Annotated in this window: 16 protein-coding genes; 7 read left to right on the top strand and 9 right to left on the bottom strand. The window is 70.0% G+C overall.

What is annotated here, in order from left to right; all coding sequences use genetic code 11:
* Position 1: 1 nt before the first annotated feature.
* On the bottom strand, positions 2–814 hold the full coding sequence (locus FNH24_RS30135) for an aminoglycoside phosphotransferase family protein (RefSeq protein WP_152365967.1): 813 nt from the start codon (positions 812–814) through the stop codon (positions 2–4).
* Between the two features lie 44 nt (positions 815–858).
* Positions 859–1,167 (bottom strand): DUF3263 domain-containing protein, encoded by a 309-nt coding sequence (locus FNH24_RS30140; protein WP_152365968.1) that lies wholly within the window; start codon positions 1,165–1,167, stop codon positions 859–861.
* Positions 1,168–1,342: 175 nt separating this feature from the next.
* Between FNH24_RS30140 and FNH24_RS30145 the strand changes: the two genes are divergently transcribed.
* The 4 genes from FNH24_RS30145 to FNH24_RS30160 all read left to right on the top strand — a co-directional run bounded on the left by FNH24_RS30145 (position 1,343) and on the right by FNH24_RS30160 (position 5,429).
* Positions 1,343–2,455 carry a Gfo/Idh/MocA family protein gene (locus tag FNH24_RS30145; protein WP_217428633.1) on the top strand — a complete coding sequence of 371 codons (1,113 nt, stop codon included), beginning with the start codon at positions 1,343–1,345 and terminating at the stop codon, positions 2,453–2,455.
* Complete coding sequence (gene manA, locus FNH24_RS30150; protein ID WP_217428634.1) at positions 2,452–3,639, top strand: mannose-6-phosphate isomerase, class I; 1,188 nt, start codon at positions 2,452–2,454, stop codon at positions 3,637–3,639. Before FNH24_RS30145 ends, manA begins: the two co-directional genes overlap by 4 nt.
* Before the next feature lie 66 nt (positions 3,640–3,705).
* On the top strand, positions 3,706–4,851 hold the full coding sequence (locus FNH24_RS30155; protein WP_152365969.1) for an L-histidine N(alpha)-methyltransferase: 1,146 nt from the start codon (positions 3,706–3,708) through the stop codon (positions 4,849–4,851).
* The gene (locus FNH24_RS30160) at positions 4,848–5,429 is read left to right on the top strand and encodes a hypothetical protein (RefSeq protein WP_152365970.1); all 582 of its coding nucleotides are present in this window, start codon (positions 4,848–4,850) and stop codon (positions 5,427–5,429) included. The genes FNH24_RS30155 and FNH24_RS30160 overlap by 4 nt, the downstream gene beginning before the upstream one ends.
* A gap of 10 nt (positions 5,430–5,439) precedes the next feature.
* On the opposite strand, the gene sigJ is transcribed toward FNH24_RS30160, so the two are convergent.
* From sigJ to FNH24_RS30185, 6 genes are all read right to left on the bottom strand, one after another.
* Entirely contained in the window at positions 5,440–6,330 is an 891-nt protein-coding gene (gene sigJ, locus FNH24_RS30165; RefSeq protein ID WP_152365971.1) for an RNA polymerase sigma factor SigJ, read from the bottom strand.
* A complete protein-coding gene (locus tag FNH24_RS30170) occupies positions 6,330–7,454 on the bottom strand; it encodes an NAD(P)/FAD-dependent oxidoreductase (RefSeq protein WP_152365972.1) in 1,125 nt (374 codons plus the stop codon). Before FNH24_RS30170 ends, sigJ begins: the two co-directional genes overlap by 1 nt.
* Before the next feature lie 115 nt (positions 7,455–7,569).
* Positions 7,570–8,061: an SRPBCC family protein gene (locus FNH24_RS30175; RefSeq protein ID WP_152365973.1), complete on the bottom strand. Its 492-nt coding sequence runs from the start codon at positions 8,059–8,061 to the stop codon at positions 7,570–7,572.
* Between the two features lie 74 nt (positions 8,062–8,135).
* Positions 8,136–8,258, bottom strand: a complete 123-nt coding sequence (locus tag FNH24_RS32550) for a hypothetical protein (RefSeq protein WP_281351114.1) — start codon at positions 8,256–8,258, stop codon at positions 8,136–8,138.
* A 66-nt stretch (positions 8,259–8,324) separates the two neighbouring features.
* Positions 8,325–8,705, bottom strand: a complete 381-nt coding sequence (locus FNH24_RS30180; RefSeq protein ID WP_152365974.1) for a hypothetical protein — start codon at positions 8,703–8,705, stop codon at positions 8,325–8,327.
* A 203-nt stretch (positions 8,706–8,908) separates the two neighbouring features.
* The gene (locus FNH24_RS30185) at positions 8,909–9,898 is read right to left on the bottom strand and encodes a helix-turn-helix transcriptional regulator (protein ID WP_217428635.1); all 990 of its coding nucleotides are present in this window, start codon (positions 9,896–9,898) and stop codon (positions 8,909–8,911) included.
* A gap of 54 nt (positions 9,899–9,952) precedes the next feature.
* Between FNH24_RS30185 and FNH24_RS30190 the strand changes: the two genes are divergently transcribed.
* Entirely contained in the window at positions 9,953–11,239 is a 1,287-nt protein-coding gene (locus FNH24_RS30190; protein ID WP_217428636.1) for an FAD-dependent oxidoreductase, read from the top strand.
* Between the two features lie 132 nt (positions 11,240–11,371).
* The gene (locus FNH24_RS30195; protein WP_152365975.1) at positions 11,372–12,220 is read left to right on the top strand and encodes a type II CAAX endopeptidase family protein; all 849 of its coding nucleotides are present in this window, start codon (positions 11,372–11,374) and stop codon (positions 12,218–12,220) included.
* 27 nt (positions 12,221–12,247) lie between these two features.
* Here the strand turns inward: FNH24_RS30195 and FNH24_RS30200 are convergent, their stop codons facing one another.
* A complete protein-coding gene (locus FNH24_RS30200; protein WP_152365976.1) occupies positions 12,248–12,880 on the bottom strand; it encodes a DUF1345 domain-containing protein in 633 nt (210 codons plus the stop codon).
* A 266-nt stretch (positions 12,881–13,146) separates the two neighbouring features.
* On the opposite strand from FNH24_RS30200, the gene FNH24_RS30205 reads away from it, so the two are divergent.
* Positions 13,147–15,135, top strand: coding sequence for an NHL repeat-containing protein (locus tag FNH24_RS30205; RefSeq protein ID WP_152365977.1), 1,989 nt, complete (start codon positions 13,147–13,149; stop codon positions 15,133–15,135).
* Positions 15,136–16,090 lie beyond the last annotated feature (955 nt).

Genomic DNA, 16,090 nt, shown 5'->3' on the forward strand with positions numbered 1-16,090 from the left:
CTCAGTCGGCGAGCAACCACTCGACGAGCTCGAGGGAGCCGGGGTACGGGTCGCCGTCCTCGTCCATCACCCAGGCCATGGTCTGGGCGATGGTCCAGCCCTTGGCTCGGTCCCGGTCCAGGCCGTGATCGCCGCAGAGCCGGTCGAGCCGGCCCAGCACCTGGGTGCGGGAGAAGCCGAGTTCGCCGGAGCGGACGATCGGTGCGACGGCGAACTCCCGCTCCCCCAGCAAGGGCTTCGGGTCGATCAGCAGCCACGGCTCGCGCTCGGCGGCGATCACGTTGTCGCCGTGCAGGTCCTGGTTCACCAAGACCTGTTCGCCCTGGGTGCCGGGCAGCCAGGCGAGCAGTTCCAGGGCGACGTCGAGCAGCCGGCGATCGTACGCCCGACCGGACTCCTCCCACTCGGCCGGCAGTTCGTCGAGCCAGAGCCGGGATTCCTCGGCGAGCGTGTCGAACGGGCCTGCGGGGTCCGGGATCCACAGTCGGGGCAGCAGGTCGGCGAGGACATCCAGCGCGAGGTCGGCGCCGGCGGCGGCGAGCGGGGTGCCGGGGTGGCAGCGCTCCAGCAGCATGGCCCAGCGGTCGTCGTCACGCTCCAGCAGGCGGATCGCGCCGTTGCCGATCCAGGCGGCCAGGGCGTCGACCTCGCAGCGGGCCTCGCGGTGCGGCTTGGAGATCTTCAGGACGGCCGGGGTGCCGTCGGCGCGGGTGACGGCGCGGACCTCGCCGGCGGAGCCGCCAGGCAGGCGGGGGCCGAGGGTCAGATTCCAGTGGGCGGCCAGTTCGGCCGATGAGGCCAGGAGGTCACTCATCGGGCCCGCCCTTCGACAGGCTCAGGGGACGAACGAAGGTGCAGTCAAGCGTCGATGTTGAGGTCGATGCCGAGGCGGCGGGCGGAGCGCTCGCGCTGGCGGTTGGCGCGCAGCCGGCGCAGCCGCTTGACCAGCAGCGGGTCGTGGGCCAGGGCCTCGGGCTTGTCGATCAGGGCGTTCAGGACCTGGTAGTAGCGGGTCGCCGACAGCTCGAAGCGTTCCCGGATCGCCTGCTCCTTGGCGCCGGCAAACTTCCACCAGTGGCGCTCGAAGGCCAGGATGTCGGAATCGCGTTCGCTCAAGGTCTCTGTGGGGTCGACGGGCTGATGTTCGGGGTTCGTCGCGGCCACCATGTTTCTCATAGTAGGGCGGAATCACAGTCATGTCATTCACCGCGCCGTGGCTCCCGCGGGCCCAACAGGCCGTACGTGGTGCCGAGCCCGAGACTAGCAAGCGATTCCACTCCCGTGTCTCCAACGTCGGTCACCGGCGAGACGGGATCGGAGCGAATACGGTTTGATGGTGGTCATGACGGATCGCATCGGGTGGGGGATTCTCGGCGCCGGCCACATCGCGGGGGTGTTCGCGGCGGATCTCGCCCTGCTTCCAGACGAGGCCGAACTGGTGGCCATCGGGTCCCGGTCGCAGGCGAAGGCGGACGAGTTCGCCCAGCAGTACGGCTTCGCCCGCGCCTACGGAACCTACGCCGACCTGATCGCCGATCCCGACGTGGACGTCGTCTACATCGCCTCGGTGCACAGTGATCATTTCGAGTCCGCGCTGCTCTGTCTGGATGCCGGCAAGGCGGTGTTGATCGAGAAGCCGATCACCGTCTCCGAGCCGCGGGCGAGCGTGTTGATCTCCCGGGCCCGTGATCGCGGGCTGTTCCTGATGGAAGCGCTGTGGACCCGGACCAACCCGCTGATCCGCCAGACCGCGGAGCTGGTCACCGCCGGCGAGATCGGCGACGTCAAGCACATCACCTGCACCTTCGGCTTCGCCTTCGACGGGCCCGATGATCATCGACTGCTCGACCCGGCCCAGGCCGGCGGCGGCGTGCTCGACCTCGGGGTCTACCCGGTGCACCTGGTCGATCTGTTCCTCGGCGAGCCGGACCGGGTGATCGGGTACGGAAACCTGAGCGGCACCGGCGTCGACGCCCACGCCGCGGCCCTGCTCGGCTACGACCCGCGGGACGGCCGGCCGGCCGCGACCGCCTCCGTGGTCTGCAGCCTCGAGGCCAACCTGCCGACCCGGCTGGAGATCTTCGGCAGCAACGGGCAGGTGATCATCGACGAGTTCATCCGGCCGCCCGAGGTGGCGATCCGGCGCGGCACCGACCGGGACGCGAAGCCGGAGATCTTGATCAACCAGTGGCCGGGCGGCGGCTACGGTTACCAGGCGCAGGAAGTGATGCGGTGTATGCGGGCCGGTGAGCTCTCCTCGCCGATGGTGCCCTGGGAGTCGACCCTGTCGTCGATGCGCACGCTGGACCGGTGGATCGCCGGCGTCGAGACCGCCCAGTCGCGACCGCGATCGGCCCAGGAACGATCAGCCCTGGAACACCCCGTCGAGGCGGATCCGACCGCGTCGAAGACGGGCGACGCGAAGTCAGTCGAGGCACGTTCCAGCGACTCATGATCAACCGACTGACCGGGACGATCCAGCCGTACCCGTGGGGCTCGACCACGTCCATCCCCGAGTTCCTGGGCACCGAGCCGACCGGCGGACCGCAGGCCGAGCTGTGGCTCGGGACGCATCCGCAGGGGCCGAGCCGGCTCAATGATGATCAAGGTCTGGCCGAGTTCCTGGCGGCGGCGCCGGAGCGGCGGATCGGCGCCGAGCCGGTGGCCCGGTTCGGCCCGCGGCTGCCGTACCTGATGAAAGTGCTGGCGGCGGCCCGGCCGTTGTCGCTGCAGGCCCACCCGTCCCGGGAGCAGGCCGAGCACGGCTTTGCCCGCGAGGACGCGGCCGGCATCGCACGGGACGCGCCGAACCGGACCTACCGGGACGACTGGCCCAAGCCGGAGGCGTTGTGTGCCCTGGCGCCGGTGCAGGCGCTGTGCGGGTTTCGTGAGCCGGAGCTGACGTACGCGATGTTCGAGCGGCTCGAGGTGCCGGCCGCGCTCGAGCTGGTCGCGCCCCTGGCCGACGGCGGTCCCGAGGCGCTGGCCGAGGTGTTCGGCCGGCTGCTCCGGCTGCCGGAGGACCGGCGCGGCGTGATCGACGACGTGGTCTCCTCCGCCCTCGACCGACAGGGGCGCCGGCTGGACGAGTTCGGCGCGACGGCGGTCGAGGTCGCGACCCACTATCCCGGTGATCCGGGGGTGCTCGCCGCGCTGCTGATGAACCGCGTCTCCTACGGCCCGTACCAGGCGATCTTCCTGCCGGCCGGCAATCTGCACGCCTATCTCAGCGGCACCGGCGTGGAGATCATGGCCAACTCCGACAACGTGCTCCGCGGCGGGCTGACCGGCAAATACATCGACGTCGACGAGTTGATCAAGCTGCTCGACTTCACCCCGGGGATGCCGGGCCTGGTGCCGATCGACGAGCCGTCGCCGGGCGTGTTCCACTACCGGACCCCGGCCCCGGAGTTCGGGCTGTGGCGGCTCGAGCCGGACGGTGCCACCCTGCCGCTGCCCGCCCCGGGCACCGGCCGGGTGCTGCTGGCCGCGGCCGGAACGATCATGGTCTCCGCCGCCGGTGCGGACCTGACGCTCAGCCGGGGTCAGGCCGCTTTCGTACCGGCCGAGATCGACGACGCCGAGCTCTCCGGCGCCGGTGTCGCGTTCGTCGGCGGGCCCGGTCTCTCCGGCCACTGATCAGATTCGACGACCGGTAGGTCGGGCAGCCGGTAATCTTGGGGGAAACCAGAGGGGTGGATGCGGGTGACCGACGAGCCGGTGATCAGAAGGCTCGAACGAGCGTTGGCCGACGACGACTTCTCCTGGTCGCTGCTGCTGGTCGGCGAGGACCAGACCGACAAGTTGGCGACGCTGACAGGCGAGTTGCGCGGCGGCTACTCCGAGACCGGCGACGGCAAGCAGATCAGTTCGGGCTTCTCCTACTGGGGGATCGGGCCGACGATCGCCTGGGCCCACGCCTGCAGCGACCCGTTCTATCTGGTGATGAAGGCCGGCTCGGAGTCGTTCCAGCGGCACTGGGCCAAGATCAAACCGCATCTCGACGGCGTCCATCTGGTCAGCCTGGGTGTCGGCAACGGGCAGAAGGACCGGACGATCCTGGCCGATCTGCACCGGACCCGGCCGGACATGTTCTATCTGCCGGTCGACATGAGCTCGGAGATGCTGCGGCTGGGCGTGATGGAACCGGTCCGCGGCATCCCGTTCCCGATGGCCCAGGTGCTGCCGATCCAGCTCGACTTCTCGCTGGCGAGCAATCTCGACGAGTTGCGCCAGATGCTCAACCGACTGATCGGCGACGAGCCGCTCCTCTACACCCTGACCGGCAATACGCTGGCCAACTTCGAGAGCGATCAGGACGCGCTGGCCACGATCACCCGGGCACTGCGGCCGCAGGACCGGCTGCTGCTCGAGGTCGCCACCACCACCCGGATCGACGAGGAGGCTGCGGCCGAGGCGGCCGACGAATATCACCGGACCCGGGCCTTCGCCGAGTTCGTGACCAGCGCGCTGCGTTACAACACGGATCTGCGGATCGACTACGACCGGGTGAAGTTCCGCGGCTTCATCGAGGACGACGACGCCCTGCTGGTCAAGATCATGTACGAGAACGACACCGACGACGAGATCCGGATGGGGCTGCCGGACCACACCGAGCTGGTGCTGCCGATCGGCGACACGATCCGGCTCCTCACCACCCGTAAGTTCTCCGCCGGCCGGTTGCAGCGACTGCTCGCCGGTTGTGAGCTGACCTTGATCGAAAGCGCCCACTCGCAGTTCCGGCACACCCGGCGGCCCACCCCGTTCGGGCTCGATCTGCTGCTGCTGGCACCGAAGGGAGCCCAGGGCACCCGGCGCACCGTCGCCGACGAGATGTGGGATCGTCGGTGATCGACGGGCCGCTCCGGCGGACCATGATCACCGTCGTGACGTACGGGCTGCTGGGGGTGGCGTTCGTCCTCGGCGTGGTCTGGTTCTTCTGGCCGGAGAACACCCGCTGGGAGCCGGCGGTCAACTCCCTCACCCTGGTCGCCGGACTGACCGGGATCTTCGTCGACCGGCTGACCCGGGAAGCCGAGCGGCGGCGCGAGGTGGTGGCCGCGGTGATCGACGAGCTGCGCGAGAACGAACGGGTGCTCTCCGACGAGCGCTTCACCGGGAGCGGCCGGCGACGCCAGATCTATCCCCGGCTGGTGGTCTCGGCGGTGGACGTCGCCCTGGTCTCCGGAGTGCTGGTCGGGCACCGCGACACCGACCTGGTCACCCAGCTACACCGCTGGCGCGACACCGTGCACGAACTCAACCGACGGCTCGACCTGACCGAGTTCCGGACCTTCTCCGAGTCGGTCACGGACGAGGAGCTGGACGGGTTCCAGCGCGCCCTGCAGGGCGAGAACAGTTTCTTGATCACGACCCGGGAACGGCTGACCCAGCTCACCGCTCGCCTCGCGCCGCTGCGCCCGGTGTGATCTTGGAGCCTCAGCCCAGATGGGCCAGCTTGTCGGGATTGCGGACGAGGTAGACGTCGGTGATCATCAGTGCCCCGTCCCGGTCAACGACCTGCAGCAGGCCGATCGTGTCCAGCAGTCCGTCGCGGCGGACCTCGAACCCCGGCAGGCCGTTGTAGGTCACGGCACTGTAGGTCAGCCCCGGCAGGGTGGCCAGCCCGGCCAGCAGCCGGGCGATCTTGTCCCGGCCGCGCACCGGCCGCCGCGCCGCGGACACCTTGCCACCGCCGTCGGACAGTTGCACCGCGTCCGGCGCCAGCATGGCCACCATCGAGTCCAGGTCCCCGGTGGTGGCCGCGGTGACGAACGCCTCGGCCAGACCGCGGGCCCGACCGGCCGACACCGTGAATCGCGGACGGCGCGCCTGCACGTGGGACCGAGCCCGATGGGCCAGCTGCCGCACCGCCGCCGGGGACTTGCCCAGAGCGGTGGCGATCTCCGGGTGCGGATAGCCGAACGCCTCGTGCAGCACGAAGACCGCCCGCTCGTCCGGGGTCAGCGTCTCCAGCACCAGCAGCATCGCGACCGACAGCTCGTCGGAACGCTCGAGTTCGGCGGCCGGGTCGGGCCCGTCGGTGCGGATCGGCTCCGGCAGCCACGGCCCGACGTAGTCCTCGCGCAGCCGGGCCACCGTCCGCAGCCGGTTCAGGGCCTGCCGGCTGACCAGCCGGGCCAGGTAGGCCCGTGGGTTGTCGACCCGATCGTGGTCGACCGCGGACCAGCGCAGCCAGCTGTCCTGCAGCACGTCCTCGACCTCGCCCGCGCGACCGAGGATCTCGTACGCGAGCGTGAACAGCATCCGGCGATGCCGGGTGAACTCGGCCGCCGGATCGAAGCCCGCGTCCGGATCCGGGGTCTCCATCAGGCCGCGATCCGCTCGGTGGCGCCGGCCCGACTGGGCCGGTCGATCGTCCCGCGCATGGTTCGTACCGTAAACCTGCAGATCCGTTCCTTCACCCAGGCTGCCGCCAGGCCACCGAACGACACGCCGCGGGAACGGTCGTCGTGGCCCACCGCGTGCACCGCGCCGTCACTCCGACCGAGGCTGACGCACTGCAGCACGTACGAGATCGTCACCGGGTCGGGCGTGCGGTCCCGCAGCCGGGCCAGCACGGTCCCGGCGGCGGCGCGGCCGAGCGGCAGCGCCGCCTGACAGCTCATCCGGACGAAGCCGACCGACGCCGGCGCGGCGATCGCGTCGCCGGCGCCGACGATCCGGCGGTCGCCGGTGCTGGTCAGCGTCTCGTCGACGATCAGCCGGCCGGCCCGATCGACCGGCAGCCCGCTGCGCCGGGCCAGCTCGGGCACGCCGAACGAGCCGGACCAGATCGCCAGGTCGGTCGGATGGCTGCCGGTTCCGGTGATCACCGCCCGCTCGGTGACCGCGGTGACCCGCTGCCCCTCGATCACCTCGACCCCCTGCCGCCGCAGCGAGGCCCGCATCCGGGCCCGCTCGGCCGGCCGCAGCGACGCCGCCAGCTCACCCTGGCTGATCAGCCGGATTCTTAGATCCGGTCGTGCCCCCGCGGCCTCGGCCGCCGCCTCGATCCCGGTCAGCCCGCCGCCGACGAAGGTGACGGTGCCACCCGTCAGCACGGCCAGCGCCGTCCGGGTCCGCTCGGCCTGGTCCACGTCGTCCAACCGGAACAGCGGCCCGGGCACCACCGGCACCGCCCCGGCGCTGCCGACCGCATAGACCAGCCGGTCGTACGGCAGCCGGGCACCGTCGGCCAGCTCGACCGAGCCGTCATCGATCTTCGTCACCGTGCCGAGGACCAACCGGACCCGGTCGTCGAGCAGCGTGCGCAGCTCGATCCGCGCCGATCCGGAATCGACCGCGTACTGGTGCAGCCGGATCCGCTCGACGAAATCCGCCCGCGGATTGATCACGGTCACCCGAGCCGCGTCGCGGGCCCCGGTGGCGATCCGGTTGGCGGCGATCACGCCCGCATAACCCGCTCCGACAACGATCACTGCTTCGGTCATTGGCTGTCCTCTCGGCCTCGGTGGTCGACCATGGGACACCGCCGACCGCCCAGCCTGTGACAATCCGTGACCCACTTCACACCAGGGCAACCGACCGTCTCACGACAACGCGGGCTCAGTCCGTCGCGTCGCGAACGTCCGTTCCCTGCTCGGCGAACGCCTTGAAATCCCGCATGTGCAGGAGTGACTGCTTGCGGAAGGAAGCCCCCATGAACAGCGCCATGAGTCGCATCGGCAGGCTGCTGAAGCGGTATTCGTTCTCACTCGCCCAGACCGTCGTCTCCGGACCGGCTTCCGTGAGCCGCTCCCGCCCGGCGCTCCACATGCCTTGAGCGACGATCTCGCGTTCGAACCGGACGACGGTGCCGCTCGGGATCTCCTGCAGATTCGCCGGCTCCCGGCGCGTGATCGTCTCGACGGCCTCCAGCTCCTGCTGGCCCGTCCGCAGCACCACGCGCGACCTGGTCCCGACCTCACCGTGCATCCCGTTCAGCGGCTCGTGCAGCACCAGTCCGCGCAGCCACTTCGGCACCAACGTGAGATCGGCGAGCAGCTGCACCACCTTCTGCAGCGGCAGGGCGATCTCGATGGTGACGGTGTATTTCATGCGGATGCCTCGGATCTCGTTGCGGTACGTTCGCTCCGGCTTCTCATATTAGCGCAGACTTATACGAGCCGCGGTCACAGGACGAAGATCAGGCCCTGCACCCAGGCGACGAGCACGTACGCCGCGCCCTCGATCAACAGCGCGACCCAGTGGACCAGAAAGCTCGGGTCGCTCTCCGAAGAGCGCAAGGTAGACACCGGCGAGAACGAGGAGGGCGGTGCGATCTCGGCGGATGACGTCAAGACCATCGCGAAACACGGACATCAGTTCTCCTGTCGCAGAGGGAGTTGGGCGAGCATCCAGCGCAGCCGACGGCGAAGATCGTCGGGATCGTCGTCGAGCCCGTTGACGTGGCGCATGGCGAGGCCGTCGAGGTACGTCATGATCATGAACGGCGCCGGCTCAATGGCCGCCGGGTCGAGCTGATCTTCATCGGCGAGCACCGTCAGCCAGCCGGTGATCTTCTGCTCCAGCGCGACGTACGCACTGCGGATGAAGATCGCGAACGAACTGTCAGGATCGTGCCGACCAGCGTCGCGCAGCCGCAGCCACAGCTCGAGCCCAGCCAGCGCGCCGATGCCGTCGCTCTTCGCGAGCTCGACAGCGGCTCTGACGGCGGTCCGAGGAGGGCCACCCGAATGCATCCGGACACCTCCGGCAACGACCATGACCACCTGTGACCCGCCTTGCCCGCCTTCGCCCCACGTACCGGCTCATCGCACCACCTTCAGTGGGCGCGAAGGAGCAGAAAGTGGGGCGAAGACCGGGCTCCAGGCGACGGGAGCTCAGCCGATGGTGCGCAGGGCGGTGGTTTTGGGCGGCTCGCGCAGGACCCTCCTGACACGGATCACAGAGCCGACCACCGCTGGGCGAGATCGTGACAGGCGGAGACGAGGTCCGCGGGTTCGAGTTCGGTGATGTCGGCGTCGAAAGTGGCGAGGATCCCGGCGACGCCGGCCCAGGACCAGGCGCCGATGGTCAGTCGGGTGTGATCCGGATCGAGAAACTCAACGACGGAGCCACCCGGCGCCCAGCGGGCGACGGTCTGGGCCGGCAGCGCGATCCGGACCGTCCCGATGCACTGCCACGGAGCCGGCGTATCACCACGGTCGTGGGTCGTCATGACGTAGTGCGCCGCGCTTCCGCCGGGCACCTGGCGTGGCGGGAACGAGCCACCGGTGAGTGAGTGCGGGTGGATCCGATCGGCCCGGTAGACGCGCCAGTCCTGGTCGGTCAGGTCGAAGGCGACCACGTACCACCGGCCGGCCCAGACGACCAGATGGTGGGGTTCGATCCGGCGAGGTGGTTCGAAGTCCGCCTCGGCCGGCTCCGGCCGGGTCCCGTCGGGACGGAGCAGGTCGAACTCCAACATCCGGCGTTCGCGCACCGCGGTGCCGACGGTGGTGACGATGTCGGCGGCGATGGGCGGTGCGGCGAAGTCCCAGTAGTTGTGCAGGCGGGTCAGGTGCATCGCGTCCATCGTGGTTCGGAGCTTCGGCGGCAGCACCTGCTTCAGCGTGTCGAGGGCTCGTACGGCAGCCTCGCCGAGACCGAAGACGCTGCTGGGCGCCGTCTGGAGTGACACCGCGATCGCCAGCGCCTGGTCGTCATCGAACAGCAGTGGCGGCAGCCGCTGGTTGCTGCCCAGTTGATAGCCGCCGCCTGGCCCTCGAATCGCCTCGATCGCATAGTCCAGGTGGCGCAACGTCTCCACGTCGCGGCGTACGGTCCGCGGACTCACGTCGAGCCGATCCACCAGCTCGTTCAGCGGCCAGCGACGACGCGACGCCAGCAGCGTCAGGAGCCGCAGGGCCCGCCGTGACGTATCACTCACCATCCCATTCTCCAATTGTGGCCGCTCCATGGCCACTACCGGTGACACGGTGACCGCATGAATCAAGCAACAGTTCCTGACCCGGTGGGCGCCAACGACGAGCGGCTGAGGGTCATCGTCGTCGGGGGTGGGATCGGCGGGCTGGCGTTGGCCGCCGGGCTGCGCCGACACGACTTCGAGGTGGTGGTGTTCGATCGTGATCATGACGTCGCGGCCACCGGTGGGTATCACATCACCCTCGATGGCCGGGCCCAGCTCGCGCTGCAACAACTGATCGAGCCCGACCTCTATGAGCGGCTGCTGGCGTCGTCGTCCGCCTTGCGGCTGCGTGACCCGGACGTGTTCTGGGATCGCCGCGGCCGGTTGCTCGGCCAGGGCCGCGATCTCGGCTCCGACCCGAGTATCGACATCGACCGAATCACGCTGCGACTGCTGCTGGCCGACGCCGCCGGAAACAGCCTGAAGCTCGGACACACCGTCACCGAGGTCGCGCCCTCCTCCGGCAGCGGCCCCTCCGTCACACTGGCCGATGGGGTCCGCCACACCGCCGAGCTGATCGTTGGCGCCGACGGCGCCCACTCCGTTGTCGCGCGCCACCTCGCCGGCGGACCGACCAACCAACCAGCCGGCCTGATCGGCTTCTCCGGCCGCACTCCATCCCCGGCCTTGGACGAGATCGAGCAGCTCCGCCTCGGCCCACGGTCGAGCATGACGATCGGACCCCGCGGCGCCGCCCTCTACGTCGGATTCCTCGATCCCGTCGGCCGAGCCGTCCTCGACGCGCCCGAGCTGCGGAGCGCGATCACGACCGGCCCCACCTACATCTGGGGCGCGATGTTCCCGGAGTCCAGCCAGACCAACAGGCTGCGGAAGCTGGCCGGCACCGCGCTCCGCGACGCCCTCCTGCACCGGTTCCGGGGGCACCGCTGGACCGAGCAGGTCCTGCAGGTGATCGAACGTACGGATCCCGGCAGCATCGCCGCCTTCCGATTCAACGCCGCCTCCAGCAAGCCGCAGGACCTCGCCCCGTGGCCCGCCGGGCCGATCACGGCCCTGGGCGACGCCGTCCACGCCACCCCGCCCACCGCCGGCATGGGCGCCGGCGCCGCCATCCGCGACGCCGCCGACCTCCTCCGGCAACTCCGAGCGGTCCGCGCCAAGGACAAGACGCTGTCCGTAGCGATCAACGACTACGAGACCACTCTCCGGGCCCGCGGCAGTGAGGTCCTCACCCTGGCCATGAAGACCGTCCGGTGGATCCTCGCCACCGACACCCCGATCGGCGCCGCCGCCACCGCGGTCGTCACGCCCATCCTCGGGACCGTACGTCGGCTCCGATCATGACTCCGGAAGCATGATCACGAAAGGACGTTCTGGGGCTAACCCCACCACGAAGAGGCAGGCTCGCCGCAGGGTGCTGCCGGCCGCGAATCCCTAGTGTCGAAGGACAATCCAAATCCACGGGAGGAACGCCGGATGATCATCAGCGACCGCACTCGCTCCGTCGCCACGGAGCCGTCGACCGCACCACCGGGGCGGGCACCGGTCCGCCGGCTGGTGCAGTTCGGGGTGATCTGCCTGGTGCTGACCTGGATCCCCTGGACGGTCCTCGGGCTGACCGGCACCGACATCAGCGGCGGGCCCGGTCAGTTGATCTTCGGGCTCGCCGCCAGCGGTCCGTCGCTGGCGGCGTTGATCATGTGGCTGCGATTCCGACGGGAGCGGATCCGGCCGGCGGCCGGAGTGGCCTGGCACCGGCGGATCTCCGGGCTCGGGCTGGTCGCCGGGTTGGCGCTCGGCGCGGTGCCGGCGATCGTCACCGCCCTGCTGTTCAGCGGCGGTGATCTGGCCGGCATCGGTGCGCATGCGGCGACAGTGGCGGCCGGGGCTGGCGGGGCCCTGGGCGTGATCGGTTACACCTTGATCGCCGGGCCGCTGGCCGAGGAGTTCGGCTGGCGCGGCTACGTCCAGCCTCGGCTGCGGCGGAGCCTGACCCGGCTTCGTACCGCGACGGTGTTGGGCCTCGGCTGGGCGCTCTGGCACGTGCCGCTGTTCCTGCTGCCGGGGACCGGGCAGCACGAGACCGGGCTGTTCACGGTCGGCGCGGCCGCGTTCTTCGTCTCCATGATCCCGCTCAGCTACACAATGATCTTCGTCGTCGAGCGGCTCCGCGGCGGGGTCTGGGCGGCCGTCCTGGCCCATGCCGGGCTGAACGCGGCGGGCGCACTGATGCCGTCCCATGGTGATCTTGGTGCGGTCGTCGAGCTGGCCGTGACGATCGTCGTGGCGGTGATCATCGCCACGCTGACCGTCCGTCGCCGGTGACGAACTCGCCGCCACCCAAGCGGGCGGTCAGTTGCTACCGGTGATCACGCCGATGGCGATGCCGAGCGTGGCCGTGTTGTACAGGAAGGACAACACGGCGTGCGCGAGCAGTTGGGCCCGGATCGGCGTCGAGTTCGTCTCGACGTCGGAGACCGCGAAGGACACCCCGACGGTGAAGGCGAAGTAGGCGAACTCGACCAGGGTCGGCTCCGCTTGCCCGGGAAAGATCAAGATCCGTTCCGGCAGCGCATCCTGATAGAGATGGGCATACCGCTCGGCGTACCCGAAGTGGAGGATCGCCCAGGACAACAGCACCGCCGGCACCGCGAGCACGTTCGCCAACTCCGGCGGCATCCCGGGCGTGATCGCGTCGCCGTAGCGGTCGCCGACCACGATCGCCAGGCCGGCCCCGATGCCGGTCAGGCTGATCAAGATCGTGAACAGGAATCCCAGCCGCCGCGGCAACAGGGCCTCCCGCCAGTCCGGATCTCGTCCGAGCCGGACCCGGCGGACCCGCCGGGCCCGGATCAGCAGGTAACCGATCGCGGCCAGGTTCCAGGCCAGCAGCGCCAAGGCGTCGTCGCTGATCATGAGGACGAGACTCAGCGCGATCAGCAGGACTTCGAGTGCTCGGGCCGGCAGATACCGCCGCTTCCTCATCCCGTCCCCTTTCCGCCGCCGCTGCGCAGACCGTAGCAGCGGCCCGGCCGCGGAACCGCGAGCAACGAGGTCGGTGGCGGCGACACCCGAGGAGTCGGTGGATTCTGGGACCGCGACCCGTACATCTTGACGTTTCGGTCAGCCCATACCTAGGTTTGAGGACATCACAAACTCTTCACCCCGGGGGCTCGATGATGCCGCTCCATCGCCTGACACCACCCACGCCCGGTCGCACCGGCGGCCGGTGTAACCGGCTGGGACTGATCGTGCTGATCATCGGCCTCGGGCTGGGGATGATCATCCCCGGCGCCGCCGCAGCGCGGGCCGCGACGAGGGAGGTCACGTTGCCGATTGCCGAGCACGGCGCGATCCCGCTGACCGCGACCACGGTTGCCGGCGCCATGTCGGGCACCATGCCCGACGGCACCGCGCGGACCTGGGCGGCGGTCAGCGGGAAGCCGGCCTATCTGGCCGAGATCGACCCGATCGCCGGCGACGTGATCACGACCTATCCGATGCCGGATTCCGGCGGCGCGTGGGGCGTCGAGATCGGCCCGGACGGCACGGTGTGGGTGGCGAGCTACGGCAGTGGCAATCTCTACTACCTGCCGTTCGGGGCCGCCGCGATCATCAACGCCGGCCGGCCGCATCCGCAGACCAGCTTCCTCTGGCAGGTCGACACCGACGCCGACGGAATCGCCTACACCGGCACCTTCCAGGGTTTCGCCGGCGGCTCGGTGCTACCGCCGGCCCGGGTCGCCGCGTTCGACCCGAAGACCGGGCAGTACCGCGACTACGGCGAGTTCGGCGCCGCGTACACCTACGTCCGCTCGACCGCGGTGATCGGCAACACGATCTATGCCGGGATGGGGACGACGGCGGCGCTGTTCGCGATCGACATCGACAGCGGCGCCAAGTCCGAGATCCCTTTGCCGGAAGGCCGGGAGGGCTGCCAGTTCACCTATGAGCTGGCGACGTCCGGGACCGATCTCTGGGTCCGGTTCGACTGCACCAAGATCAGCTACGGCTACGTGTACGACACCGTCGGCCGGGCCTGGACCCGCGGCCCGCTCACCGGCTACAGCGATCAACGGGTCGGCCGCGACACCGCCGGCAACACCTGGTTCACCATCGGCTCGACGCTGCACCGCCTCAGCCCCGACGGCGAGGACACCGAGCTCGACGCCGCGATCGGCAGCAAGGGCATCGGCGTCGTCGAGTCCGGCGGCCAGGAGTACGTGATCGGCCTGACCAACAACGTGCTCGACCGCTACGACATCGCCACCGGCGAGCAGGAACAGCACATCCTCGACCTGCCCGGCACCCCGACCACGCCGCGCTCCGCGGTGCTCGGGCCGGACGGCCGGCTGCACTTCGGCGGCTACTTCTCCGGCGGCCTGGCCAGCTTCGATCCCGCCGCCGAGGAGTGGCAGTTCCAGGCCCGGCTCGGTCAGACCGAGGGCTTCGCCACGGTCGGCGACCGTCTCTACGGCGGCCACTATCCCGGCGCCAAGATCGAGAAGATCGATCCGACCAAGCCGCTGGGCTCGGGCAACCCGACCGAGGTGTTCAACCTGACCGCCGAGGGGCAGGACCGGCCGTTCGCGCTGACCGACGCCGGCGGGCTGCTGGCCGTCGGGACCGTGCCCGGCTACGGCAACCTCCAGGGCGCGTTGGCGATCCACGACCCCGCGACCGGCGACGTCGACCGCTATGTCGGGCTGATCCCGGACCAGTGCATCACCGCGCTGGCGTACGCGAACGGCGTGGTCTACGGCGGCACCTCGGTCTACGGCGGCAACGGGGTCGAGCCGACCCAGGACAACGCCCGGGTCTTCGCCTTCGATCTGTTGACCCGGAAGCTGCTCTGGAACGTCGAGGTCGAGGGCCAGCGCCAGGTCACCTCACTCGAGGTCACTCCCGGCCGCCGGGTCTGGGCCGGGACGAAGGGCACCCTGCACGCGCTCTCCACCGTCGACGGGAAGCAGGTCGCCGATTACGAGATCGCACCGTTCGACTGGTCCACCTTCCCCGGCGGCACCTGGCAGGGCACCAGCCTCGCCTACGACCCGAGCACCAACCGCCTCTACGGCTCGATCGGGGGCAAGGTGATCAGGATCCGTCCCGCCGGGCGCCCGGACCTGCAGATCCTCGCCGGCACCGGCGGCGCCCACATCGTCCTCGCCCCCGACCACCGCCTGTACTTCGTCAACGGCCAGAACCTGAAGAGCATCGACTGGCGCGAAGCCGACTGAGCCCAGGCAGGCCACCCTCGCGGGGCGCCGCATCGGCGGACGCGACCACTATCGGCGGACGCGACCGCCACAACGATCGCGCGGACGAACAACAGTCGCGCGCACCAGCACCATCGCGAAGCGCCCGAGCGACTGTCTCGCGACGCGACCGCCACCTGCCGACGCGACCGCTACAACGATCGCGCCCGCCCACAACAGTCGCGCCGCCGCGAACACCGCTCCCGCGGCACCGAAACAGGACTCGGTAGCAGATCCGGCACCATCAGCCAGCAAGCACTCACGACCAGCCCGACGCGACCCGAATCTGCCGACGCGACCGCCACAACGATCGCGCCCGCCCACAACAGTCGCGCGACACCACGAGGCTTTGCCAGCGCTCCTCGCGCCGAGGCGATAGTCGCGCCGGCACCATCCGCGAAGCGCAGCAACACTCGCGCCCGAGCGACTATCTCGCGACGCGACCCCTACCTGCCGACGCGACCGCCACAACGATCGCGCCCGCCCACAACAGTCGCGCGGCACCACGAGACTTGCCAGCGATCCTCGCGCAGAGGCGACAGTCTCGTCCGGCGCGACCACTATCGGCAGCCGCGACCGCCACAACGGTCGCGCGGCGGAACAACAGTCGCGCCGGCACCATCGCGAACCGCAGCAACACTCGCGCCCGAGCGACTATCTCGCGACGCGACCGCCGCCTGCCGACGCGACCGCCACAACGATCGCGCCCGCCCGCAACAGTCGCGCCACCGCGAGCACCGACCTGCGCGAACGCTTCGCGAGCAAAGCCGAAGCCACCGGTCGGGCAACAACGCCGCCAGCACCAGCGACTCACGGCAAGAGCCCGGCGCGACCACTATCGGCAGCCGCGACCGCTACAACAGTCGCGCGGGCGAACAGCAGTCGCGCCGGCACCATCGCGAAGCGCAGCAATACTCGCGCCGATGCGACTATCCCG

The sequence above is a fragment of the Microlunatus speluncae genome (assembly GCF_009299835.1).
Lineage (GTDB): Bacteria > Actinomycetota > Actinomycetes > Propionibacteriales > Propionibacteriaceae > Microlunatus > Microlunatus speluncae.